At 41.7% G+C, this 25,269-nt stretch carries 22 protein-coding genes and 2 pseudogenes; 10 read left to right on the plus strand and 14 right to left on the minus strand.

What is annotated here, in order from left to right:
- The first annotated feature begins 59 nt into the window (after positions 1-59).
- The gene (locus QR722_RS12430; protein WP_286283177.1) at positions 60-2,144 is read left to right on the plus strand and encodes a M13 family metallopeptidase; all 2,085 of its coding nucleotides are present in this window, start codon (positions 60-62) and stop codon (positions 2,142-2,144) included.
- A 118-nt stretch (positions 2,145-2,262) separates the two neighbouring features.
- On the opposite strand, the gene miaE is transcribed toward QR722_RS12430, so the two are convergent.
- From miaE to QR722_RS19430, 5 genes and pseudogenes are all read right to left on the minus strand, one after another.
- On the minus strand, positions 2,263-3,018 hold the full coding sequence (gene miaE / locus QR722_RS12435; RefSeq protein ID WP_286283178.1) for a tRNA isopentenyl-2-thiomethyl-A-37 hydroxylase MiaE: 756 nt from the start codon (positions 3,016-3,018) through the stop codon (positions 2,263-2,265).
- Between the two features lie 21 nt (positions 3,019-3,039).
- Positions 3,040-3,330, minus strand: coding sequence for a type II toxin-antitoxin system RelE/ParE family toxin (locus tag QR722_RS12440; protein WP_286283179.1), 291 nt, complete (start codon positions 3,328-3,330; stop codon positions 3,040-3,042).
- Positions 3,323-3,568, minus strand: coding sequence for a type II toxin-antitoxin system ParD family antitoxin (locus tag QR722_RS12445; protein ID WP_286283180.1), 246 nt, complete (start codon positions 3,566-3,568; stop codon positions 3,323-3,325). The genes QR722_RS12440 and QR722_RS12445 overlap by 8 nt, the downstream gene beginning before the upstream one ends.
- A gap of 668 nt (positions 3,569-4,236) precedes the next feature.
- A pseudogene (locus QR722_RS19425) lies at positions 4,237-4,602 on the minus strand (methyl-accepting chemotaxis protein); the annotation flags it as partial.
- Positions 4,603-4,917: 315 nt separating this feature from the next.
- Positions 4,918-5,841 (minus strand): annotated as a pseudogene (locus QR722_RS19430) (PAS domain-containing protein); the annotation flags it as partial.
- A gap of 533 nt (positions 5,842-6,374) precedes the next feature.
- On the opposite strand from QR722_RS19430, the gene QR722_RS12460 reads away from it, so the two are divergent.
- Positions 6,375-6,815 carry a hypothetical protein gene (locus QR722_RS12460; protein WP_286283182.1) on the plus strand — a complete coding sequence of 147 codons (441 nt, stop codon included), beginning with the start codon at positions 6,375-6,377 and terminating at the stop codon, positions 6,813-6,815.
- Positions 6,816-6,927: 112 nt separating this feature from the next.
- Here QR722_RS12460 and QR722_RS12465 read toward each other — a convergent pair whose 3' ends face one another.
- The 3 genes from QR722_RS12465 to QR722_RS12475 all read right to left on the minus strand — a co-directional run bounded on the left by QR722_RS12465 (position 6,928) and on the right by QR722_RS12475 (position 9,482).
- On the minus strand, positions 6,928-7,380 hold the full coding sequence (locus QR722_RS12465; protein ID WP_286283183.1) for a hypothetical protein: 453 nt from the start codon (positions 7,378-7,380) through the stop codon (positions 6,928-6,930).
- 186 nt (positions 7,381-7,566) lie between these two features.
- Complete coding sequence (locus QR722_RS12470) at positions 7,567-8,244, minus strand: spermidine synthase (protein ID WP_286283185.1); 678 nt, start codon at positions 8,242-8,244, stop codon at positions 7,567-7,569.
- A 188-nt stretch (positions 8,245-8,432) separates the two neighbouring features.
- Positions 8,433-9,482 carry a DUF21 domain-containing protein gene (locus tag QR722_RS12475; protein WP_286283186.1) on the minus strand — a complete coding sequence of 350 codons (1,050 nt, stop codon included), beginning with the start codon at positions 9,480-9,482 and terminating at the stop codon, positions 8,433-8,435.
- Between the two features lie 297 nt (positions 9,483-9,779).
- On the opposite strand from QR722_RS12475, the gene QR722_RS12480 reads away from it, so the two are divergent.
- Positions 9,780-11,363: an L-lactate permease gene (locus tag QR722_RS12480; protein WP_286283187.1), complete on the plus strand. Its 1,584-nt coding sequence runs from the start codon at positions 9,780-9,782 to the stop codon at positions 11,361-11,363.
- A 333-nt stretch (positions 11,364-11,696) separates the two neighbouring features.
- Here the strand turns inward: QR722_RS12480 and QR722_RS12485 are convergent, their stop codons facing one another.
- The gene (locus QR722_RS12485; RefSeq protein WP_286283188.1) at positions 11,697-12,404 is read right to left on the minus strand and encodes a substrate-binding periplasmic protein; all 708 of its coding nucleotides are present in this window, start codon (positions 12,402-12,404) and stop codon (positions 11,697-11,699) included.
- A gap of 430 nt (positions 12,405-12,834) precedes the next feature.
- Between QR722_RS12485 and QR722_RS12490 the strand changes: the two genes are divergently transcribed.
- Complete coding sequence (locus tag QR722_RS12490) at positions 12,835-13,536, plus strand: hypothetical protein (RefSeq protein ID WP_286283189.1); 702 nt, start codon at positions 12,835-12,837, stop codon at positions 13,534-13,536.
- Between the two features lie 25 nt (positions 13,537-13,561).
- The gene (locus QR722_RS12495) at positions 13,562-14,434 is read left to right on the plus strand and encodes a globin family protein (protein ID WP_286283190.1); all 873 of its coding nucleotides are present in this window, start codon (positions 13,562-13,564) and stop codon (positions 14,432-14,434) included.
- Positions 14,435-14,543: 109 nt separating this feature from the next.
- On the opposite strand, the gene QR722_RS12500 is transcribed toward QR722_RS12495, so the two are convergent.
- Both QR722_RS12500 and QR722_RS12505 read right to left on the minus strand, forming a co-directional pair.
- On the minus strand, positions 14,544-15,782 hold the full coding sequence (locus QR722_RS12500) for an esterase/lipase family protein (protein WP_286283191.1): 1,239 nt from the start codon (positions 15,780-15,782) through the stop codon (positions 14,544-14,546).
- A gap of 111 nt (positions 15,783-15,893) precedes the next feature.
- Complete coding sequence (locus QR722_RS12505) at positions 15,894-16,391, minus strand: helix-turn-helix transcriptional regulator (protein WP_286283192.1); 498 nt, start codon at positions 16,389-16,391, stop codon at positions 15,894-15,896.
- A gap of 136 nt (positions 16,392-16,527) precedes the next feature.
- Here QR722_RS12505 and QR722_RS12510 point away from each other — a divergent pair, with 136 nt between their 5' ends.
- The 4 genes from QR722_RS12510 to QR722_RS12525 are packed head-to-tail and all read left to right on the plus strand — an operon-like array spanning position 16,528 to position 22,137.
- Positions 16,528-17,730, plus strand: coding sequence for a TolC family protein (locus QR722_RS12510; RefSeq protein ID WP_502872434.1), 1,203 nt, complete (start codon positions 16,528-16,530; stop codon positions 17,728-17,730).
- Positions 17,727-18,767: an efflux RND transporter periplasmic adaptor subunit gene (locus tag QR722_RS12515; protein ID WP_286283193.1), complete on the plus strand. Its 1,041-nt coding sequence runs from the start codon at positions 17,727-17,729 to the stop codon at positions 18,765-18,767. Before QR722_RS12510 ends, QR722_RS12515 begins: the two co-directional genes overlap by 4 nt.
- Positions 18,768-21,839 carry an efflux RND transporter permease subunit gene (locus QR722_RS12520; RefSeq protein ID WP_286283194.1) on the plus strand — a complete coding sequence of 1,024 codons (3,072 nt, stop codon included), beginning with the start codon at positions 18,768-18,770 and terminating at the stop codon, positions 21,837-21,839. It abuts the gene before it with no gap.
- Positions 21,826-22,137 carry a DUF3240 family protein gene (locus tag QR722_RS12525; RefSeq protein WP_286283195.1) on the plus strand — a complete coding sequence of 104 codons (312 nt, stop codon included), beginning with the start codon at positions 21,826-21,828 and terminating at the stop codon, positions 22,135-22,137. Before QR722_RS12520 ends, QR722_RS12525 begins: the two co-directional genes overlap by 14 nt.
- Positions 22,138-22,237: 100 nt before the next feature.
- On the opposite strand, the gene QR722_RS12530 is transcribed toward QR722_RS12525, so the two are convergent.
- Positions 22,238-22,738, minus strand: a complete 501-nt coding sequence (locus QR722_RS12530; RefSeq protein ID WP_286283196.1) for a lactoylglutathione lyase family protein — start codon at positions 22,736-22,738, stop codon at positions 22,238-22,240.
- 93 nt (positions 22,739-22,831) lie between these two features.
- Here QR722_RS12530 and QR722_RS12535 point away from each other — a divergent pair, with 93 nt between their 5' ends.
- Positions 22,832-23,746, plus strand: a complete 915-nt coding sequence (locus QR722_RS12535; protein WP_286283198.1) for a LysR family transcriptional regulator — start codon at positions 22,832-22,834, stop codon at positions 23,744-23,746.
- Positions 23,747-23,817: 71 nt separating this feature from the next.
- On the opposite strand, the gene QR722_RS12540 is transcribed toward QR722_RS12535, so the two are convergent.
- Positions 23,818-24,630, minus strand: coding sequence for an alpha/beta fold hydrolase (locus tag QR722_RS12540; RefSeq protein ID WP_286283199.1), 813 nt, complete (start codon positions 24,628-24,630; stop codon positions 23,818-23,820).
- Positions 24,631-24,644: 14 nt separating this feature from the next.
- The gene (locus QR722_RS12545; RefSeq protein WP_286283200.1) at positions 24,645-25,241 is read right to left on the minus strand and encodes a VOC family protein; all 597 of its coding nucleotides are present in this window, start codon (positions 25,239-25,241) and stop codon (positions 24,645-24,647) included.
- Positions 25,242-25,269: the final 28 nt, after the last annotated feature.

Genomic DNA, 25,269 nt, shown 5'->3' on the forward strand with positions numbered 1-25,269 from the left:
AAATCAACTGATTTCCTGCACATTAGCAAGGCACCGACTTAGAGAGAGCCAGAGGAATTATGAACAAAACACTTATTGCATCAAGCATCGCTTGCGTATTTTTATTAAGTGCTTGTGGCGAGCCCACAGACACCCTCTCAGCTATCCAGACTGAAACGGCTAAAGCCGATAGTGGCAAAGTTACCCGCGCTGAGTTGGGCAGTTTTGGAGTTGAATTAGATGCCCGAGACGAATCAGTAAAACCCGGTGACAACTTTTTCCAATATGCCGGTGGTACTTGGTATAAGAATTTTGAAATGCCCAGTGATAAGACTCGCTACGGCGCGTTTGATAAGTTAGCCGAGCGCAGCGAAACAGAAATAAAACAAATTATCGAAGAAATCACTACTGCGACACAATTGAACGAAGAGCAACAACTGATTGCTGACTTCTATGCTGCCTATATGGATACCGATGCGGCCAACACTAAAGGTATTTCGCCAATCGCGCCGGTTTTAAAGGGTATCGCGGATATTCAAGATAAGACTCAGTTAACGGCTGCCTTTGGTCGGTCTTGGCTTGAGGGCACCAGCACCCCCATTGATGGTGGTATGTGGTTCAACCGTTTGAACCCAGATCAGTATCAATTGAGCCTAGGTGTGGCAGGCTTAGGCTTACCTGACCGTTCTTACTATTTAGAAGAATCAGAGCGCTTTGTTACTATTCGTAAGGCTTATGTGACGCATATTGAACAAATGTTGAACTTTGCAGAAGTAGAGAATGCCGCCGAAAAGGCACAACAAATTCTCGCTCTTGAAACAAAAATTGCAGAACTACAATGGCCTCGTGAAAAGCGCCGTAACCGTGATTTAACCCTTAATCAAGTTGAGCGTAAAAATCTGGCAACCGAATATCCTGGCTTTGATTGGGACACCTATTTTGCAGAAACCGAATATCAGGTTCCTCAGCTAAATATGAGCCAGCCTGAGCCAATTAAAGCCGTGATAGAGTTGGTAAATAGCCAGCCGTTGTCGGTTTGGAAGGACTATATGAGCTACCACACCATCAGCAATCATGCTCGTTTTTTGTCTGATGATATCTTTAACGCCAACTTTGATTTTTACGGTAAAACCTTGAACGGTCAACAAGAGCCTCGTCCTCGTTGGAAACGAGCAATTGCTGACATGTCAGGAACCCAGTCTCTAGGTTTTGCATTAGGTAAGACCTATGTAGAAAAACACTTCCCTGCCAGTTCTAAACAGCAAATGGCAGAGTTGGTTGAAAACTTACGAAAAGCCTTAGGCGAGCGTATCGAAAACCTAGATTGGATGGGGGCCGAGACCAAGATCAATGCGCAAGCAAAACTAGCCGCATTTAACCCCAAAATTGGTTACCCAGATGTTTGGCAAAGCTTCGATGGACTGAAAATCAGCGATGATGATTTGCTTGGCAATGTTGTGCGCTTACGTCAATTCTTTAGAGCCGATAGTGCAGCCAAAGAACTGCAAAAAACGGATCGGGAACGCTGGGGTATGGCGCCGCAAAGAGTGAATGCGTATTACAATAGTTCGTTCAATGAAATCGTCTTCCCTGCCGCCATTCTACAACCACCTTTTTTCGATCCGAATGCAGATGCTGCGGTAAATTATGGTGCGATAGGCGCAGTCATTGGACATGAGATGGGCCATGGTTTTGATGATCAAGGTTCAAAATCAGATGCTAATGGTATTCAGCAAAATTGGTGGACAGATGAAGATCGAGCCGCCTTTGATGCCAAAGCCGATGCACTAGCTGCCCAATATAGCGCTTATGAGCCAATCCCAGACAATTTCGTTAATGGTCGTAACAGTTTAGGCGAGAATATCGGAGACGTTGGCGGGCTATCCATGGCTTATCATGCTTATAAATTAAGCCTAAATGGTAAAGAAGCCCCGATTATTGACGGCACCACCGGCGATCAACGATTCTTCTTAGCTTGGGCCCAAGTGTGGCGTGAAAAACGCACAGAAGAGAGCATGTTGTCTCAGCTTCGTGCTGGCACTCATGCTCCAGGTCAATTCCGCGCACTAGCCCCACGAAATCATGATGCTTGGTATAAAGCATTCGATGTAAAACCAGATGATGCTCTATATCTGGCGCCAGAAGACCGTGTGCGTATTTGGTAAAGATTTTTAATTTTAAAAAGCACCTTAGGGTGCTTTTTTTGCGTAAGAAAATAAGTGACTGTGAGTTTTTAAAACGGCAACAACCTAGTGCTTTGAGCTACCTAGCAAGTTTCATTAGTTATATGGGTGTGCCGCTATGGAACTTAAAATCATCGTCAGCTTTTGCTATTAGCTCTGCCTCTTTCTCAGCAAAGAAATTAACTCGCTGGTCGATACTTTGTCCACTTACCGTTTGCGCGAGGGTTAAATAATCCTGGAAATGGCGAGCTTCAGAACGAAGCAATGACACATAGAACGACTCTAACTCTGGGTCTAAATAAGGTGCAAGTTTGGCAAAACGTTCGCAAGAGCGGGCTTCGATGTATGCACCACAAATAAGCGTATCGGTTAGCTTTGCTGGTTCATGGGTGCGCACATGACGCATCATGCCGCGAGCATAACGACCGGCTTTGATGTTTTGATATTCGATTCCGCGACTGTGGAGGATCTCGAGCACTTGCTGAAAATGATGTAATTCTTCTTTGATCAACATTACCATTTTAGCAATCAATTCATCACCATGAGAAAAATCTGATTTACTGATCAATTTTTTAGATAAGCTAACATGTTGACTAAAGTCACCGCTGCCTATTTGGCGATAAACATAATCTTCAAACGGTTTAAGCCAAGCCAGCAAAGCGTCACCGCTTTCCTTGTCGACCGCATAACGCCGTAATAACAGCATGGCGGTTTGAGCGGCTTTCAGCTCACAATTCGCATGATCGACTAACAGTGTTGACAAGTTTTCAGGCTTGATAGCCTCGTCAATCCAGCTTTGTGGGGTTGAGCATTGCAGAAAACTGTTTATCGGAGAAAGTAGCTCTGAAATATTCAATCAAGGGTATCCTGTGAAAAGTTAAAGAAAGAGACTGGGTGACATTCGCTCATGCAGTATTCTTATAACCGCCACACCATAATCGGTTGTTTTAAAATAAATCAAGTGCTTGCCTTGGCGATAAAATTTATAGCCTACCCGAACATTGTCACAGGATACCCCCAAACAAGGAGACTCTGCCAAACCTTCAAAAGCTAAAACAAGTTCATCAGCATAATAGTTAGCTTGATTGATACCCCATTGTTCAAAAGAGTATTCCCCAATTGCTTCCATATCCAGCTCGGCCAATGGAGCAAGACGGTAACTAGCCATGTTTAGCCATCATTCTTGCTTTAAAAGCACCTACCTCGAATGGCTGTGGCTTTCCACTTGCCTCACCTTCAATTAAGGCTTTTCTTATAGCGCCATCATGGCTATTTTGCTCCTGATCGTTACGTACCAGAGCACGGATATATTCGCTATCGTTGGTGTATCGGCCAGCAACAATTTGGGCTTTTATCCATTCGTCTTGTTGATCTGTAACAGTAATAGTTTTTCGGATTGTTGACATTACACTTCCCCAAAGATATGAAATATTCATACTATTGATGAGATTATAGTGTTTTATGACACTTATACCAGTAGAAGTTTATAGTTGCACAGCTATGCTTTTAACTCTCAATTAGCATGATCGACTAACAGTGTTGACACGTTTTCAGGCTTGATAGACTCGTCAATCCAGCTCTGTGGGGTTGGGCAGTTAAGACCTATGTTAATCGGTTTCAGTAAGTCTTTGGTACTCGTTGTTCAATAATCATTACTTTTATTATCATGATCTTATTCGTCATCGTTACGACATTGATACAGCGAAACATTATTTTTCAATGAAAGATGTGCCAAAGCCTGTTCTACTTTAAAAAATACCGGTTAATTACGTAAGCTTGTCACCTAGGAGCTAAGGCAAAAAGAATTTCAGCGGATCAGATTATTTATTAACAATGACTGCTTTTGTTAAATAAATTCAATTAAAATATTCATCAAAATCAAATGATTATTTTTTCCCCGAGTAAAATAATCAAGAAACTCATCCCTTCTATCTCACCCCAAGCAAAAACGTCATCCCTGAGTTATTCAAAATTGTCTTCAGTTATTTTTCGGGGGGATTACCCTCCTAACTTTTGCAACAAATAATTTCAAAGTGACTAATGAAATCAGTTAAACAAGCTAGTTTGCTCCTTACTAGTTACCTAAATAGGTTGACAGGCCATCCACATGGGTTTGAGTTTCATTGATCAATTCACCTATTTGTGTTGCTGCATCGGTGGAACTCTGAGCCAACGTTCTTACCTCATCAGCGACAACTGCGAAACCACGCCCTGCTTCTCCTGCTCTTGCAGCCTCTATAGCTGCGTTTAAGGCCAACAGATTGGTTTGATTTGATACTGAGTTAATAGTGGTAACAATCTCTTGGATACGATCAAGGACTTGTGACATTGCTTCATGAGTATCTTCAATAACTCGGTTACGCTCTGATATATTTTCACCAAAAACTAAATACCTATTCACAGCACCATTTAAGTCTTTAACTGGACTAATGATACAATTAAACTTAATTTCACGGTTATCATAATGAACAGCGATAACAACGTCCGCGCTGTCCCCCTCTTTAATGCGAGTGGATTGTTCCACTGACACGTGCTCAAATAGCCCTTTGACGATCTTTTTGAATTCTGTCTCAGTAATATTATTAAACTGTTGAATACAATACGGATTAGCTGATATCAATTTACCTTGCAGATCAAATTCCATGACTGCAGAATGCTGACTCATTGCTTCTTTTTGACTCAATTGCGCTAAAACCTGCTGTTTGGTCTCGCGAATATCCGAGCTAACCCCTACAAAACCTGTATGTTGACGATTTTCATCGAATGTAGGATTAACCGAAAGAACTATCCAATACGGCTCCCCATCTTTTGTATAATTAAGGATTTCTTCATAAAAAGGTTCACGGGCCTTTAACTTTTGAGAAATTCGATTAACAGTCTCCTTATCGGTATGTTTCCCTTGTAACATTTTACCGGGTTTCTTTCCCAAAGCCTCTGCGGCTGTGTATTTAGTAAGTTTCTCAAATCCGGGATTAACATATACAAGATTCCCCTTTGTATCGGTAATCAAACACGATGCCCTGGTAGAACTAACAACTCGGCTCAGCATCTCTAATTGCTGTTTAGTTTCCGCCGATTGTGTTTCAGGTATTAGCTTTATCGCTTTGAAAACTTGATCGCAATGCTCAAACCAACTCTCGCTTATTAATACCTCATTACCGCCATCGACGAGCGAAAAGGATACTTTTAGTTCACTGATTGCTTGAGCCAATAACTTGCCACCTTGATGTTCGGTGAATTTTCTTCCCAAATCCCGTTCACTTAATTTCAGCTGTTGGGCTGCAGTATGATTAAAATGTACTATCTCGCCCGATTCGTTAACGATCAGCAAACCCTCGCTCAGTTTGTCACAAAGTTTACTAAAAAACCCCGCGTCAATAGGATTGTTATCAACAAGTTCAACAGCATGCAGAGAAAAAACTTCACCTAAAATGTCTATGCTAGTGGTATGCAAAATAACCTCAACGCCGTTTTTCAAAAACGTTTGTAAACCTTTTTGATCGAACAAAGTTGCAAAGTTACGATTGTCGAATTTGGCCTCACCCATAACCTCACAAAATGCGAGGTTGACACAAACGACTAGGTTTTCTTTATTGGTAATAATAGTTGGAGTTCGCATGGCTTTAACAACACTACTGCACAGCTTGTGCTTTTGCGTTTTCGATTTAAATAGCAACATTTGCGTCTCCACGGTGACTTTGATTATTGTGATAAGTTAACGATTAGCGTGTTTAGTGTAAGCTTACTTATTAATAAATTAAAAAGATCAAGAATATTAAAATAAACATTATATATCTCAGAGATTTAGCCCTGCCGCTAGGTATGAAGAGTTATTTACCGCAATATGTAACTAATACTAAGGCAAATTATGACTAATTGGTCTGCGCACCTAAGTTTTCATCTCGCAATTAGCATCGCCCACCAGCACAGTTGGGGGATTCTCTGGCGTGATAACTTCATCAATCTTAATTTGTTTGGTCGCACAGCTTCAAACATCCTGACGGCGAATAAGCGCATAAGTCAGCGTAGTGCCAAATGGTCGTGAAAAAATACAGAGTCTTAAGATAACAGACTCAGTAAAAATATTTACAGTTATTGGACATGAAGCTTTAATATTTCATATACTCGACGTAGGGTAAATCTTAAGTGCGCTTGCTTATGAGATATCGGCGACTAGAAAGAATGCAATTTATATTGGATTCTTGGAGGATCATGAAGAAGCATAGTTCATATAATATCAGTTGGAATGGCAATATCCTTATCACCACCGTTGTCGGCACTATCAATATAGACGATACACGCCGGGTTTTTAACCAATTAAAGTTGCAGGTAAAAACACTAAATGGAGCCCCTTGGGGAAATTTGGTTGATGTCCGTCAATGGGGATTGAGCTCAACCGACATTGTTCAAATTTTAAGCGAAATGGAAGATTGGGTGAGGCAGAATGGACGCACTCATTTAGTCTTTGTTCTTGGCGATGAATACGTTGAAATAAAGAAATTCACCCTAACAAAATATTTGGGCAATAATTTGAAGAAAAAGGAGGTCGTTTTAGTTGAAAGCATAGCTGAGGGCTTAGCCTGGTTGGAGCAACATGGATTTGTTCTAAATAGTGAAAATCAAGCCACGCCGTCATTACCAACTCAAACGTAAAAGCTGTCCCTGGTGATCTGATAAATAATGCTAAATTGATTTATCAGAGTGTGACGTCAGGCAATATGAAATTTCTGCTAAAAAGGAGAGCCTGCCTGCTATAACATTCAGTTTAGACGTCAATACGCTCAGAAAAAAGCTGGATTTGTGTATCAAAGCCATGCTCTTTTAAGCAGTTAAATGCTTCGACTTCCTCTATAAAACTCATTCTGAAATAACTTTTTGGTATATTTTCGGTGATTTTTTTCATCTGAAACTGAGCGAGGGCATTTTCACTGACAATTCGGATTGATACCACTAATCCGTCATTGTCTTCTGGTTTAGCCAATTTACCCAATATTGGTTCAATCTCTGGTGTTCCTAAGACCCAATTTTTACTGTGATTGATAACTGACCATGGTTTGCCGACCAGCGGCTCGCGCATTTTGGTATAATCTCTACTGAATCGTTCGGCAGTTGATTTCCCCCATAACCCAACAGAATAAATAAAAATAACATTATCTTCTTGCCAAATGCTGTATCCATTGCATTTAATCAGATTACTTTTATAACCAGCTATTATCATTTAAATTAGCTATTTGAATTGGGTATCCATCGATTGAGTATAGGTTGTTCCATCCGATGAAAGCAACCTAACAGCCAACTATCAGGGCAATTTTTCTCCCAACAATATCGACTTCAACCGGCAGAATTACTGAGATTTAGGCATAAGGAATTAGTCTCTCTTGATGGGCAGGTTAATAGCTTCACCCTATGCTTTTCTAGCTAGAAAAATAGTGTGTCGACTGCCCTTGCCTATGCGTGCCCTTACTATCCGTGTATCTACCTCAAACCCTGCTTTTTTCAAGCGTACAGAAAATAAATAATCCGGCCCGGCCGACCATATTGCTAGCATCCCTTTAGGGCGCAGAGTGTTATAAATACTTTGCAGTCCTGGCAAGGAATAAATCCAATTGTTATCCGAATGAGTAAGTCCTTCAGGGCCATTATCCACATCGAGTAATATCGCATCATATGTAGGTTTGTTAGTGCTTAATAATGCTTGCACATCTCCGATATGTACTTTCGCGCGAGGATCTTTTAATGGATTTTTAGCGCAGTTACCCAATGGCCCTTGATTCCAAGCCACCACTTCAGGAATTAACTCTGCAACTGTCACTTGGGAGCTTGGGGTGACGATCTTGAGCGCCTCAGCCAAGGTATATCCCATACCTAACCCACCCACTAGTACCTGGGCATTTTCTGTTGATTTTAAATATGCACAGCCTAGTTTAGAAAGCTCTTTTTCTGAATTGTATACACGGCTATTCATCAGTTCGCCGCGTATGCCAGATAAACGAATTGAAAATTCATCACCTCGCTGGGAAAATGTTAACGTGCCGCCATTATTGAGAATTTGCGCAGTGCCTAGTTGGATCCATGGGATCATAATACGACCTAATTAAAAATTTTATATGAAATTAAGAAATGGCGCGCACATTAGCATATTTGCCGCTGTAGCGTAGCAAACATCTATTCTAGACAGGTAAACGCCATGCCCGAGCGGCAAAATGGTCAATTATTTCTGAGTTAAGCCTTACTTCTTTAAGCTATGTGGGATCTGGCCCACAGAATTCATCACTCTTTTTTGCTTTGTAGGTCAAGGGACTTATACAAACCAATGCCCTTGAGCAATCGACCAAGAATGTCGGCGCCGGTGACAATACGTTTCTCCTCAGCCCAAAGCAATATCAAATCTTGCTTCAAGGGTGTGTCTGAATGCTGATCTGCTTCCGACTTCATCAAAATGAGTACTGCGCCGAGCCGAGTTTTTGGATCATTCAAAATCATTGGTTTATGACAGTAGTCGAAAGGCTCAACAACCTCATCAACGGCACAATATACACGACGTAGATAAGCATCTGAATCTAGAGCAAAGGCAGGAAAATCATTGTTGTCGGTCAGTATAATCCATTGATGAGGAGTAGATGACAATCGATGTGCGAATTGTTTTTGTTCCTGTTCGGGGGAGAGTTTACCGGCAAAAAATACCGGCCTATTATCAATAATATCAACTTGAATAATGCTCTCATCTGAGACTATCTCGCCTTCCTCGGATACTGGCACATCATCAATGGCGAGAAAGTTGAGCGCACCGATCCCCTCGGTAGCGTCAACGTCTGAACCCTCGGCGTCGATATGCTTATGCAATAATTGGCGCAGATCACGCTCACGAAAATACTGCACGCTCTCTTTGCCCAGCCACAAATCAAGGGCCAGCGCACTGGGCTTAGCGATGACAAATAAGATAACCTGATAAAAACGTAGAACAGGCGTCAACATTGACGCCATCCGCAATGCATTTCTGGAGAAATAAGCTTGGGGCGATATCTCTCCACCGATGGTTATCACCACGGTCGAAAAAAGGAATGCTGTCAGACCGACCATTACCGAATTAGACAATAATGTAAGCAACACGTTTATTCCTACATTTCCCCACAAAACGGTGGTGAGTAGAAAATTAGAATCCTTGCGTAACGCCAAAATAGTGGCCGCAGCGGCATTGCCGTTCGCCACCTCAATTTCTAGCCGCAAACGACTGATACTGAAATAAGCCAGATTTAATCCTGAAAAAATAGCCGACTGAGTCAAGCAAAAAACAATACCAATCCAGATCAAATAATCCATCTTGCGCTGCCTTGTGGTAATAAACGTTGCAGACCGAACTGGCCTTATCAATGTTTAGTTGATTGCTATCATACTGCCAGCCATTTTTGCCGCGGTAAAGATACATTGTAGTTCAATAGGCGACTGTCTAAGGCTTAGTGCCTAACCTCCTGTTTTTCTTCTTATATGAGTTGTTTTTAACATTGTTCAAATAGTGAAATTTCTTTTTACCCAGCGCTTTTATTTACCTTTGACATATCTCCACAGACTGCTTAAATAGAGTCCTAAATGAAATAGGACAAATAAGAAGGTAAATACATGTTGTTACTGGGCTTTGCCTATTTACCTATTGTTGTTCTGATCTACTTGATGAGTAGAAAGAACAGTCTTCCCGCTAATCAGGCGCTCCCCTTTTCTGCCCTACTAGTCTATTTGGTAGTATTGCTGGTATTTAACCGTGAGCCAAATTTGGTTCATGCCAGCGTGATCGCAGGTTTATTAAAGGCTTGGACGCCAATACTTATAATAGCCGGTGCGATTTTCCTGTTTCGATGCATGGAAGTCAGTGGCGCGTTAGACATAATACGCAGTTGGGTAAATCAAATCAGTATCAATCCGGTGGCACAACTTATGATTGTGGCATGGGCCTTTGCCTTTTTAATTGAGGGGGCAAGTGGATTTGGTACCCCTGCGGCGATTGCTGCCCCTATTTTAGTCAGTTTAGGTTTTCCTGCTTTGCGGGTAGCAGTGTGTTGCCTGATATTAAATTCTATCCCAGTTACCTTCGGCGCGGTGGGGACACCAATTTGGTTTGGATTATCGGTGCTCGAGTTATTCCCCCAACAACTGGGCGATATTGCTTGGAAGTCTGCATTAATTAATACTGCCGTTGCCCCTTTAGTGGTGCTCTGCGCTTTGGCTTTCGTGCTCACTGACAACCGCTTACTTAAACAGAACATCGTATTTATTCTGCTATCAACCTTTTCGTGCACCTTGCCCTATCTTGCACTAAGTAGCGTGAGCGTGGAGTTTCCGTCCTTAATTGGTGGCTCAATCGGATTATTGCTAACACTTTTATTGGCAAAGTTTGGAATTGGCTTGAGCCCCTCTGCAGGGGCACCGTCGTCTTCAGCAGAAAGTCAGATATCACTGAGGGTTTTATGTAAGGCTAGCTTTCCTTTATGGGGCACCGTACTGTTATTAATAGTGACCAGAGTGCCAGAGTTGGGCCTTAAATCATTATTGCAGCTTAGTGAGCCAGCATGGCATCTCAATTTGGGACTACTGGGAGATTTTAGTATCAGTGCTGCGTTGGTATTAAATTTACAGCAAATTTTGCAAACCAACACCTCATGGCAACACAGTGTTTTGTATGTTCCATCAGTATTACCTTTTTTACTCATTGGCTTAATTACCCTGTGGACGTTTCGCCAGGGCTCACTAGCAGAAGTGTTAAGACATACCCAATCCATAATGCATAAACCTGTAGTGGCCTTAATGGGCGCGCTGGTATTTGTTAATTTGATGATGTTAGGCGCTGAACAATCTGCTGTTAGCCTAATCGGTCAACATCTAGCCACGTTAAGCGGTCAATACTGGGGATTTTTTGCCCCCTTTCTTGGCGCACTGGGTTCATTTTTTTCTGGTTCAGCCACGGTCTCAAATCTGACTTTTTCGGGGATACAACAATCCATCGCAACCGGACTAAGCTTAGATCTAACGACGATATTAGCCCTGCAATCAGTAGGGGCTGCCATGGGAAATATGGTCTGTATCAATAACATTGTAGCGGTTACCGCCATTCTTTCATTGCAGAAACAAGAGGGCTATATTCTTAAACGTACGGTACTGGTATTAATTTTATATGGCGTGCTCGCTGGGTTAGTTGGCCTGATACTCTAAGGGTAATTACTAGGGAGATTTAGCATTTGTTAATTAAAGTCGCACTAAATGGGTTTGAACAATCCGTTGCCGAGCCAGCCATACAATCAACTGTCACTCGACAGGGATAAACGCTTATTAATTTGCCATAGAACCAACTATTATCCGGAAGCGCTCGCCTGCAGTTAACAGGCGACTCCCGGCGCAGAAAATTAGTTTTTATTAGTTAATTCAGAACGGGTACTAAATACACGGGTGACAGAGATGGATTGGCTGAAAAAGCCCTAGTTAACTGAACAGCCCTGATATGAATTGAAGCAAAAAACAACAATCCTATTACGCTGATGAAATAAGCTAAGGCCACATAGCCAATATTTCCTGATACTCACCGGATTCAATCATTTCTTTGAGCGCTTTATCGAACAGTTGCTGAATACCTTGTTCCTTCGCAATCGCTCCATAACTTACGCTGGCGAAGATTGGATGGATAACGATTTCATCCTGTGGATAAAGATTATTTTGGATGTATTCTAGTAAGCGCCTTTCGCCTATCACTACATCACTGCGGTCATGAACCAACAACGTCATCGGAACTTCCCTTTCTGCGAATTCAAGGTAGTTAGTACTTTCAACAGTTTTGGCGTACTCCGCGCCTAATACAACGGTAGCATGTTGATAAGCTGCGATGCTTTTACCCGTTAAGTCTGACAACTTTGCTACTGTGAGACCGCGGCGTTTAAGTGAAACGACAACATCTTTGAAAGGGAGATACTTGCTGGTGAGATAACCGTTGTCGGGCGCAAACGCAGCGGGACTGGCGAAATCAAATTTTCCTTGATTAAATTCTTTTATAAGGCGGCTATAGGCTAATAAATGGAACTCAGTAGTGAAACCATGCTTGGCAAAAATACGCCTTATAATTTCCACATCGATGCCTGTCACACCTTTATTTTTATCGAAATACGCCCAAGGCGGGCCAATATTAACTGCCACATTGAGAATTTTTTCGTTGCCATTCACTTGTAATGAGACTAGTAGAAAAAGGAATAACAATGGGCGCATAAAGTTTTGCCAGATAGTATTATTAATATGTCGCTATTCTAATACATTGTTATTGAGGATTGAAAGATTCATCTATCAAATGCGATTTCCCACTACTTTGATACTGCCGTTAGTCAGACTTACTTACAAACCAGATTCGAATCTAACTTTTCAGCTTTGCACAAAATTGAACTATAACCTTTATGAAGATCAAAAAGTTATGGGTTATTGTAGCAATACTCTAGCGAGTGAGAAAAAATAGTAGCCAATTAGATACGTTATGTTTAGAATCTTTCGCTGGATATTGAGCAATAAATGGAAGTTGAATGCGCTTGCTTAGACCCTCCTTTTTATTCCACGATCCTCCCACACAATTAGCTTTTGCAGTTTCGAGCTGCCAAAGATCCAGTTGTGTGAAAAATACTAATAAAACTAAAAATTAGGAATCGAAATGAACAAATATGGAAGCAAAGTTAAATTTATTGTGGTTTTAAGTTTAACTATGTTGTTAGCTGCGTGCGGCAGCACACCGCAACCAACAGTGGCAATGACAAGTAATATCTTTGCAAAACCGGACGTCAAGGTAGGCTATGTTTATGTAGCTCCAGAAGACAAAGCAACTACTCATATTTATGGCGCCAGTTGCCTACTGTGTTACGGTGTAGCATCTACTCTAACGAGCAAATTGGACAGGCATCTTGAAACACAAGTAGATGCAAACGAACTGGAGAACATTAAGGCACTTGTGTTAGAAGAATATGGTCAGAAAACACCCAATATAAAAATTGTCAGCCTTTCTAAGCCTATCGCTAAAATGAATAAATTTAAGGGTGAGCTGGGATTTGCTAAAAAGGATTTTCGAGCACTTAAACAAGAGCTAGATATTGACGTCCTAGTTGTCCTTGAGTTGCACAGACATGGAGCTTTCCGAAGCTTTAGCCAGTACATCCCAAACGGTGATCCACAAGGCCACATCGCGGGTTTATTGTACGCCGTTGATTTAGAATCAAACGCCTACGTACAATATCTTTCGTTAGATGAAAAAGTTCAACCCGAAGGTGAATGGGATGAGCCGCCTACATTCCCAAGTGTAACAACCTCATATTACCAAGCGATAGAGAACTTTAAAGCCAAAGTTCGTGATGCAATTTAATTTATAATATAAAGAGCTCAATATTATGCGCTGTTTAATAATTGCAATCACATTATTCTTTGTTGGGTGTGCCAGCACACCCAATCGAGATGATTATGCCAAGCATGTAAATAAAGTGGGTGGAACTTTCTATAACGAAGACAGTTTCGCCTTTAGTTTTGCTGAAAATGACAATGTCGAGTTGCGGGGAATTCATGTTCGCGATGACACCGCAGCAGAGTCCCCTATCTTGTATCAAGGAGGAGCAGGGTTAATAGGTTTATTTGCCCAAATTGGAGCTCATGCCGCTATAGTCAATTCATCTCGTAATAGCATGTTGTCTCAGGCACAGGAGCAAGCCAACAACCAAGTACAACCATTAATTGAAATGGTTGATGGGGTTTCCATTAGCAGTTTAGTTGAACAATACCGAACTAATATAGTTGCTACAGACAGTATTACTGCTGACACTTTAATGGTAAAGCCGATTTTTTTGAGTAATACAGAAATGAATCAATTGGCGTTAAAGTTGGTTGTTTGGTTACCAGATGAAAATGGTGGTGAGAAACACCTTCGTTACCAAAATATGATTCAGATATTCGGCCCAAAACTGACTAGTGAAGAGCGTGATTTAATGCTCCAAGGAGATAATAGCGATATTGTTAATGCACTCTCTGAGTTGTTAAACACGGCCCTCCACGTTGTTAAAAAAGATTTAACTGGTGAGTACTCAGAAATCGATAACCCTGACCAAACTTTTTTTATCAAGCAAAACAATAAAATCAAAGTTGTTCGTGGCAGTCTTGTGGATGAAAAATGTGGATTTCAAATAGTCCAAGATTTACATTCTTGGTACATTGGCTACCCGCCAGAACAAATAAACACCCCAATCAAGTTTGACCCAATATCACAATGTTGAAGCTATAATTGAAAGGGGGCTAAGTCGCTCCCTTTTTACTTTAGACTGTATTTGCTACTCCATAACACACCAAATTTATCCTTTTAAATAGGATGTTTCTCCTAACAACTTACTCAATAGCTAACCAATGTCTTATCGCAACGTAAATATCAGGGTCGCTGAGTAACTGCATGTGACTAATATCTCGTCCTATCCATTGATGAGTTCGAGGAAATTGCAGGGTGAAGGTTTTGTTCTCATGCTTACCCAAGGCGCTGTCTAGTGGTACTAAACCGTCACCAACCATTTGTTCCGTTATGCGACTTGAGTTGGCTGAAATAGTGGTAGCCACTGCATAACATTTGACGTTATCAGGTAGCGCCATTGGCGTGCGTTTATCAGAAGAGAAATCAAATCGGGTGCGCGCTTGCCAATCCGTCTCGACAATATTACCGTGGCGTAAATCATTAATTCCCGCGCTGCGGATTTTGGTTAAACGGCTAAGAGGAGATGCATAGGCATGGATGTCGAGTAACATATCCAGCCAGCTCCCAGCTTTTTCAAGTGGTGCCCCGTGATGGGGTGTGCCAAGAAAAATCAAATTTTTAAAATAGTCTGGCCAAGCATGACCCAATATTTTTGCGTGGTGATAGGCGCTCCTAGAAACCAAGCCTCCCATACTGTGGGCCACAATCGAAATATCTAGTTGTAAAGATGCGTCCATCGCATTTGCTTGAAGCACAATTTTTTCAAGCATATGACTAAACGTTTTGCCATTTTCAGATACATGTTGACCACTATTGTAATGTAAATACACTGCGGCATGCCCTAAGTCATCTGCAAGTGCTTTACCGTGATTATGCTCCCCTTGCTGCCACTGTAAGTCATTCATGCATAGACCATGCACCATGATGACAAGTTTACCCTTTGATTTGTTGATAGCATCCATTAATGCCGATTGGTCTAATTGCTTACCGTCTTGCTTAAACATCATTGGAATAGCCAATGGACTCTGACGCTCAGCTAAATGGTCACCTAACACGCCGTTCAAAGCTGAGACTAAGGCAGCCCCGCTAGGTGCTAATTCTTTTTGGCCTAACGATTGGCTGATGACGCCCAGTGGCACATCAATTCCCTTACCAACAAGTTCAGTCAAACCTCGAATACTTTTGTAAACTAGACCGGTAACTCCACTAGTGCGCTCTTTAGCAGGGGATTGAGTTATTCTGGACATGGGGCTGATACGATGATGCATGGATTCCACAATGTCAGTCATGCTAACAATAGCATCGACCAATAAGCGGTTTGCACTTTGAAGGTTTGACATCGGCTTTTGAACTTTTTGATCTTGTTGATATAAATCTGACAAAGGATTCGCTTTTTTTGCTTAGACGGACACCAGCATAACAGTGTTTAGCCCTTTGTAGGAAAATTAATCAACTTCGGCTTGCCATCGGGAATCTTCAAACCTGTCCATTATCTACTTAAAGTTCAGAAAATCTTCTAAAAACCAGGCAGAGAACTCGTGGCGACCGACCAGGTTACTTTTTGCATATAAGCTGGAAGCTTGTTGCCGCACAGTTGTCTCTTTAGTGTCCCGGACGCTGGCTATCTCTTTCAAGCTTAATCCCTTTAAAATCAAAATAGCCACTTGCTGCTCACCCATTGTCAGCCCCCAATCTTCAAACTGAGCTTTAATAACTTGTCCATAATGTTTGCGCTCGGTTTCAATCTTGCCACTTAGCGATTGAATTTGTGTATCAGCTTCTTTGAGTTGTGTGGATAGGCGATTTAATGACGTTGTACGTTTGCGCAAATCGTAAATCAGAAACATGGCTGCGATGCCTGAGATGAATACGATGGCCGACTCCTGAAGCACATGCCAAATTGGCACATTCAAGTCGATATCGACGAACACATCGATTCCGTTTAGAAGCATAATAACAATCAGTACTGCAATGATAATTTTATCTTTCATCTAACCTAAACCTAATAAAAATACGTTATCTTACACTCTGTCGAACATATGTTCGATGGCTCTCTAACATGTGTTTATTGTCAGAAAATGTTGTTTCAAGCAACATTGCGCGAATACCTACACCAGTGAGCTTATCGTGAAAATGTTTCATTTGTTGAAGAATCGAAAACTATTTTTGTTATTGTTACTTATTTGGCATTCCAACCTTTGGGCAATGCAATTGAGCCTAGAGGATGTGTTAGACGCTGCGATAGAGAAACACCAACAGCTTAATCGCCTATCACTTTCATCGGGTTCCATTGACAAACCGACAAATTCTTGGATCGCCAGTTCACCAACCGTATCCCTATTATACCTGCATAATCAGCAAACTGAGGGCGCAAAAGAAGCAGAAATAAGCCTAAACCTACCTATGAAATCTAGTTTGCAACATGACCTAGAACAGCAGTTACATCAGTCTGCACCACTCATTCGACATCATGCATCGCAGCAGCAAGCCCTGCTTCTTTCCGGCCTTATCCGTTTTAATATATGGGAATACCAACTTCAACAAGTCTACAGTCATCAAGCGCAGCAAAAACTTAAGGTGTTACAAACCCTGTTAGAGCATTACCAGAAACTTTCCAAAGCAGGAAACACCCCTTCTTATCTGACCATGTTAGTTAAACAAGAAACCATTCAAATTCGTATTGCCCTGCTAGAGTATCAAAATCAAGTACAAAAACTCCTATCTGAATATCGTACGCTTACAGGTTTAAATAACCTACCGGACAACATTGTTGAAGCATTTGATGGCCAGGACCCAAATGCTGCCACCCAGCATCCAGACATACAGGCACTAGATGCGTCTTGGCAGTTGTTTACATCCCAATTAAAACTATCAGCTAATAACGCGCGCCCCTGGAATCTGTCTGTCACTGCGAAACGAATTGAAACAAGCGGAATAACAGAAAATCAAATAGGTTTGGGAGTTGAAATGCCCTTTTCAGTTGGTAATGACTTTAGCCAGTCTCAGTACACTGAATTTGTGCAAGCTCAATCTCAATACTTACTGCAAAGAATCACGTTGCAACAACAAATACAGCAATCAATCAATACCGCTAGTGCTGAGCTAACCCTAAGCCAGCAACGTCATAATCTGTTGGAGGAAGCATTGGAAATCACCCAGCAACTGCAACCTACCTTGGATAACTTATTGACATCAAACATTGCCGACCAAGAATGGATCCTGCGTAGAAGCCTAGAAATTGTGGATACTCAAGCTCAATTCGCAGTGAACCAAATTAATCTACACCGACAAGTAGCCACCCTTAATCAAGCCTTAGGAAAATCGTTATGAATGGTATAGCACGAGTGCTCGGTATTCTCGCTAGTTTGGTATTAGCACCCAATGGATTTGCCGAGCAGGACAAACTAGCCATCCAGGATCTCAAAAATTTGAAACTGCTGACACAGCAGGTGGAATCTGTACTTGTTTACCCGGGCCGCCCCACCCTTGGAAGTATTCAGCAAGAGCCAGGCAAGGCTTATAGTATTCGCTCTCCACTATCGGCACAGCAAGTTACTTTTATGTATCCGGTGGGCACTCGACTGAAGTCTGGCGAGGATTTTGTCAAACTGTCTGGACCGGAAGTACACCATTATTTCAGTCAGTACAACGTAAAGAAAACCATGTTTGAACTCGCCGCACAGCAATACAAGCGAAATTCACCACTGTATGCACAATCAGCAATTTCACAGCAAAGTTGGATAGATATAAACAGCGCTTATTTTAGCGCTAAATTAGATTACGACGAAATGCAGCACTTTTTTGAGCTTGTTTCCCATTTCGATGACGATAGTGAAACGCTGACCTTGAAAACGCCGATAGACGGTATTGTGCAATTTAACACTAACCTTTTATCCCTTGCAGAAGAAGACATAATTGCTAGTATCATCCCCCTTGAAAGTATAAAATTGACTCTCAATGTGGCAAACAAAAATGCCCATAACATCGCGTATCTCTCTACGCCAGAACGGGATTGCCAGTTAACCGTGAGCGCAGTTGAGTCAATTGTCTCTGGACTTTCCAGCAAAGTTTGGTCCTCTCCCTTAACGGCCCAATGCCCTTACCTCCTCGGCCAAAGTTTTTCAGTTGTAGCGCATTTTAATCAACCGGCCTATTCCATACCTCGTAAGTCAGTTTTTTCAATTGGAGGCGAACAGTTTGTGTTTGTAAAAATAGACAATCAGTTTCATGCCACGGCAATCACGTTAGTTAGCAGTATTGAGCAAAATTATATTGCCACCAGTGACACACCCCTGACAAATGCTGAAGTACTAACAAGCTCAGTGAGTGCAGTACAGGGTATTATGCTTGGATTAGGGAGCGAATAAATGCTTTCCAATTTGATTCGATTCTCCCTCACTCAACGGGTTTTTATCTTACTCATCGCAATAGGGGTTCTGTTGACAGGCGCCGTTTCGTGGATGAACATCCCAATTGATGCTTTCCCAGATATATCTCCCACCCAAGTAAAAGTTATCCTCAAGGCTCCCGGCATGACGGCTGAAGAGATCGAAGCTCAGGTCACACTTCCACTGGAAACTGAGCTATTGGGGATCCCCAACCAACAAATACTGCGCTCAACCACAAAATATGCAATAACCGATATCACTCTAGATTTCGTCGAAGGCACTGATATTTATTGGGCTAGACAACAAGTCGCTGAGCGTTTAAACAATCTTTGGACGAGTTTACCTGAGGGCTTAGAAGGTGGAATAGCGCCCATGAGTACACCGCTCAGTGAGATGTTCATGTTCTCCTTAGAAAACCCGCACTTAAGCCTGGTCGAACGCAGACAAATACTCGAGTGGGATATCCGGCCGCTACTTAGAACTATCGACGGTGTTGCCGACGTGAATATTCTAGGTGGGTTTGCCAAAACCTATCAAATCACCCCTGAACCAGCAAAACTTGCGGTATTGGGCCTAACCTTAGACCAGTTAGCTAAGCATATTCAGGCAAATAACGTAAATGGCAATATCGGACGTTTGGATGTAGGCAACGATGCACTGATTATTCGTGGCGAAGGTCGTATTGAGAACATCGACCAACTTAGCGAAATGGTAATTGCCGTCACTGCCGAACAATCCATACGACTATCCGATGTTGCCACTTTAAGTGTCGGCCATCTAACCCGCTATGGTTCGGTCACCCGTAACGGTGAGGAAACCACTGAAGCAATCGTTATTTCCCTGAAAAATTCAAACACTGCTAAGGTGATTGAAGGAGTGACAAATAGGTTAAAACAGATTGAAAATACCCTGCCCGAAGGCACCAGCATAAATGTCTTTTACAATCGCAAAAATCTTATTGATACCGCTATAGGCACCATAGAAGAAGCTTTACTGATAGCGGTAATTTTGGTGGTAATTGTGCTGGCGTTGTTTTTAGGTAATATTCGTGCGGCCATCGTTGTATCGATGATCTTGCCCCTTTCTGCATTAACTACCTTTTGGTTAATGAACACTTTCCAAATGTCAGCCAACTTGATGAGTTTAGGCGGATTGGTGATTGCCATAGGTATGCTGGTAGATGCATCCGTCGTAGTAGTTGAAAATGTGGTGAACCAACTTAATCGAAAAACACCATTGCCAAAATTACATTTAATTTATCGGGCATGCAAAGATGTGGCTGTTCCGGTCGTTTCAGGCACCATCATTGTAATGATAGTATTTTCGCCTCTTTTAGCGCTCACTGGTTTGGAAGGAAAGTTATTCAAACCCGTGGCGTTAACTATCGTCTTTGCTATGTTTGCGGCCCTGTTGTTGTCAATCACTGCCATTCCAGCCCTAGCCTCAATGTTAATTACTGGGCAGGATTCCGGCGAGCCTCGCTTTGTCAGCCTATTAAAAAAATACTATCGCAATACCTTATCGAAAACTTTGGGTCGCCCCGCTCCATTAATTATTGGTCTGATGTTGGCACTGGTAATAAGTGGAGTGCAATTTGTCTATTTAGGTAAAACCTTTATGCCTGTGCTGGATGAAGGCGATATCATTGTGCAGCTTGAGAAATCCCCTAACATTACCTTGGAGGCCTCTACTCAACTGGATATTCAAATTGAAAATGCGTTACTTGCGAAGATCCCAGAAATTAAACAAATAGTTGCCAGAGTTGGCGCGGATGAGATCGGCTTGGATCCCATGGGCCTTAATGAAACAGATGTATTTATGGAGTTGACTCCTCGTGCGCAGTGGCGATTTTCCAGTAAACAAGAATTGGTTGACGCTATCCGTGAGGTGCTGAAACAGTTTCCCGGGATTAATTTCGGCTTTACCCAGCCCATTCAAATGCGGGTATCTGAGATGTTAACTGGCAGCACGGGTGATGTCACCATTAAGGTCTTTGGTCAGGATTTGAATCAGTTGGCTCATTTAGCTTCACAGATAACTGATATCACCAAAGCAACTCAGGGCAGTGTTGACGTCAACACGGCCGTAACTGAGGGAGGTGAGTTTCTAAACATTCGCCTGAAAACTGAAATCGCGCAGCATTATCAGATGACCATCACCGAACTTTCCAACTATTTGCGTTCACAGTTCGAAACAGTGGGAGTCTCTGAAATCATTCAGGGTAAGCGAAAAACACCCATTGTTATAGCTGTTTCTGCTAACTCGCCACTACGTCCATCAACTTTAAACGACATTGAAAATAGCATTATTCTCATGCCCGATGCCAGCCTGATTCCATTGTATCAAATCGCTGATATAGAATTTAAACAAGGTCCAATTCTGGTGGAACGGGAGAACAGCAACCGATTTGCAGTGGTGACTACAAACGTATCCGGACGAGATATAGTCGGGTTTGTAGAAGAGCTAGAACAAAAATTGAATAATACTTTAGTTTTGCCGCCAGGCTACTCGGTTACTTTTGGTGGAGAATTTGAAAACCAACAGCGTGCGACAAGAAATTTGATGATGGTGGTGCCTATCTCGCTCTTACTGATATTAATCATTTTGTTTACTACTTTTGGCTCTTTAGCTAAATCGGCGCTAATTTTACTCAACATTCCGTTTGCCGTAATGGGCGGCATTTTTGCGCTTTTCATTACTGGCCAGTATTTATCTGTGCCAGCGTCAGTAGGTTTTATCGCATTGCTGGGTATTGCGGTGTTAAATGGTGTGGTAATGGTAAGTTACTTCGAACAAACAAGACTCGAAATTAGTGACATTCTTACCCGAACTATTGACGGAGCGACGCGAAGATTAAGGCCCGTATTAATGACAGCGACCACAGCCATGTTTGGTCTCGCGCCTTTAGCCATTGCTACCGGACCAGGTGCGGAAATACAAAAACCCCTTGCTATAGTAGTTATTGGAGGGTTATTCACTTCAACATTAACCACCTTGTATCTACTGCCCGTATTGTATAAATGGATGGAGGTCCGCAATGCAAAAAACTAACCACAGCCAGCTACTAATTATTATTGTTCCTCAAGAATTCAAAGATAATCTGGTTGATAGTTTAATTGAAGCAGATAGCCTTTCAGGCTTTAGCTTGAGTAAGATTCAGGGTTATAGTCGGCAGCATCATCATTATAATATTCAGGAACAAGTGGAGGGCTATCGGGATTTCTATCGATTCGAGTTGCTGCATGAACAACCGCAGTATGAGCAACTATTAACGCATATAAGACTAGCATGTCCAAACGGTAAATTGCGTTTTTGGTGTGTACCCGTTATTGCTACCGGAACAGTGTGAGGGAGTAGGCCTGCCTGAGCACAGCCTTAAAGCGGTGCTCTTTTAGCTTTGCCCCCTGCCTCGCTTCGTTCTGGGTGTTTACGCCCCCAGAACATTCAAATTAATAAGCACCTGCTGCATAAGTTAATTCGTAGCTATGGCTGTATATTTCCAAAATATTACCGAATGGGTCTTCCATATAGATCATTCGGTAAGGCTTTTCTCCAGGATAATAATAACGTGGCGCCTTCATACGTTTTTTGCCCCCTGCGGCAACTATCTTTTCGGCCAACTCTTCAACATTAGGATCTTGCACGCAAAAGTGAAACACGCCTGTTTTCCAGTATTCGAAATTGTCTTCAGGGTTTTGCTGATTTTTGAATTCAAACAGTTCGACCCCTACTCTATCCCCAGTGGACAGGTGAGCGATCCTGAAATGCTCCCAGCCTGCACCAAACACATCAGTGCACATTTCACCTATTGGTGAGTCATCTTCGCTTATTTCAGTTGGCTGCATAATAAGATACCAACCTAACACTTCAGTATAAAACTTAACTGCCGCATCCAAATCAGGTACAGATATACCAATATGGGAAAAGGTTCTTGGATATACATTGCTCATTTTATCGCCCTCTTTGTAAAGTAGTAAAAAGTATAGTCCCTATGTTAAAGTACATAAAATTATCAATTATTATTATTTTGAGTATTTTTTATAATGATTAACCCAACCTGGTTAAACACCTTTTGCACGCTTGTGGATGTTGGACATTTTACCCAAACGGCGACAAAGCTATTTATGACTCAATCGGGTGTGAGCCAACATATTAAAAAGTTGGAGAACCAACTCGCAAGCCAATTACTAATTAGACAGGGGAAATCATTCTCACTCACAAGCGCTGGTCAGCAATTATATACCAAAGGGCGAGAACTGCTGCATTCAGCCGCAGAGTTAGAGGCATCAATTAAACAAGATGACGCATACAGTGGCAGAGTAAAAATTGCCTCGCCGGGGAGTATTGGCTTAAATCTTTATCCACGTTTACTTACCTTGCAATTAACGCATCCTGCACTTTCTATCGATTATCGTTTTGCACCCAATAAAAGCATTGAACAGGACTTAAACAGCAGAGAATTAGATTTGGGTTTGATAACCGAGTTAACTGATAGCAGTAGCCTTGTTAGCCAGAAGATAGGAGAAGAACCGCTCGTTCTAGTCACATCAAACAAAGTTAATTCAATTGACTGGGGTGCATTAGTTAAAATCGGATTTATCTCCCACCCTGACGCAGCACATCATGGCAGACTGTTATTGAGTAAAAACTTTGGTCAATTTGAGCATATAGAACAATTTCCATATCGGGGTTTCTCAAACCAAATCAGCTTGATCCTGGAGCCTGTCAGTATGGGATTGGGGTTTACTGTACTTCCGTTACATGCAGCACAAGCCTTTAAACCGCAAAAAACAATCAACATACATAGACTAGAGAAGGCTATCAGTGAAAACCTGTATTTGTGCTTCAACAGACACGCTATTTTGGCAAACCGAGTGAAATTCATTAGATCAATGATCATCGACTATTTAGCTCAACCACTCTTGCCTTCAAACAAATTAGATGGCGATGACAACTAAATTCAATCTGCAGCCTGTTATAATGTTGCAACACTTCATAGCTCTTTTGGCTGATTCAGATAACATAAAAATTATACTGTTAGCACAAATTTTGCTAATTCATTATTAAAACGATTGGGGGAACTTAGGAAAGGTATATGCCCATCATTTTTATACCAAGATGTAGATGCTTTAGGTAGGTGAACTTCTAATAGCTCGGCTAAGAGCGGCAGTGAATATAAATCTTTCTTGCCATGCGTTAATAACACAGGTAAGTCTAGTTTTGCTAATACGTCTTCGTAGTCCATCCGTCTATTGCGCATAAAAATGCGCACATTCAGTGGTACCGCAGATAAATCGTTAAGCATCTGATTTGCAATATAATCATCTGCCACATTTTGAGTTAGATCAGTTACAAACCGCTTTTCGGCATTTTCACGCACGGTTTGACTTTCGTCATAAAGCGCAGATAACACTGCGTAACCCGGCCCCTTAACTGATTCTGTCGCTAATGTACCTGCTGCGATAAAATTGATTCCGCTAAGCATCGACTTCCCAAATACTTTTAAATAGTCATTCACGACCCGACCACCATAAGACCAAGCAACGATAAATACTTTACGTAGATTGAAATACTCAAAAATTGAAAAGAGATCTCCAGCCCATCGCTCACCTTCAGTATAGAATTCAGCTACCTTTGGCTTTTCTGAATGTCCATGACCACGAAGATCGAATGCTATGAGATGAAAATGTTCATTTAACTTAGAATCGTTAAATTGTTGGTGCCAAATTTTATAACTAGAACAGGTTCCATGAACAAAAATTATCGGTGGTAAGTCGGTTTTACCATTGGAGATTACAGCAAGTTCAGTTCCATCTAAACTTGCGATACGTAATTCATGCAATTTCGTAACTCCCATTAAGTAGCATCGGGGTAGTGTTCTGCTCTCACTCGCATCCACTCCTGGGTGTCTTTTTTAACGTCACGAGCTTTATCGTGAAAATATCGCTCGGTATCATCGACGTTATGCGTGAACTCTACCACTAACCCGTTTGGATCATGGAAATAAATAGAATTACAGTACTCATGATCGATATTCATGTACTCGATTCCAGCTGCATCAAGGTTTTTTCGATGTTCGTTTAATATATCTTCATCAGTAACTTCAAGTGCTATGTGATGAGTCCACACATCGGTCTTTTCAAAACCACAATTCAGATCCTGATACTTTTGCGGAAAATCAAAAAAAGCTAACCAACTTCCGTCACCAAGTTCAAAATACATATGTGCATATGGTGTTTCTTTTCCTGTTATAGGATCAACTGGCTCAATAATCGTACACACTAAAGGAATATGAAGAACATCTTCATAGAACTTCCTAGTTTCTTCAGCATTTTTGCATTTGAAAGCGTGATGATGCAGCGCATTGATAGACGTCGAACGTTGACGGTTAATCCGTTGTGACCGAAGTTTCTGAATTGGTGTATCAGATTTATCCCAATGTGCTAATGACATAAATTTCTCCAAAAGTTGATTAATTAGC

This window comes from Aliiglaciecola sp. LCG003 (assembly GCF_030316135.1).
Taxonomy (GTDB): Bacteria; Pseudomonadota; Gammaproteobacteria; order Enterobacterales; family Alteromonadaceae; genus Aliiglaciecola.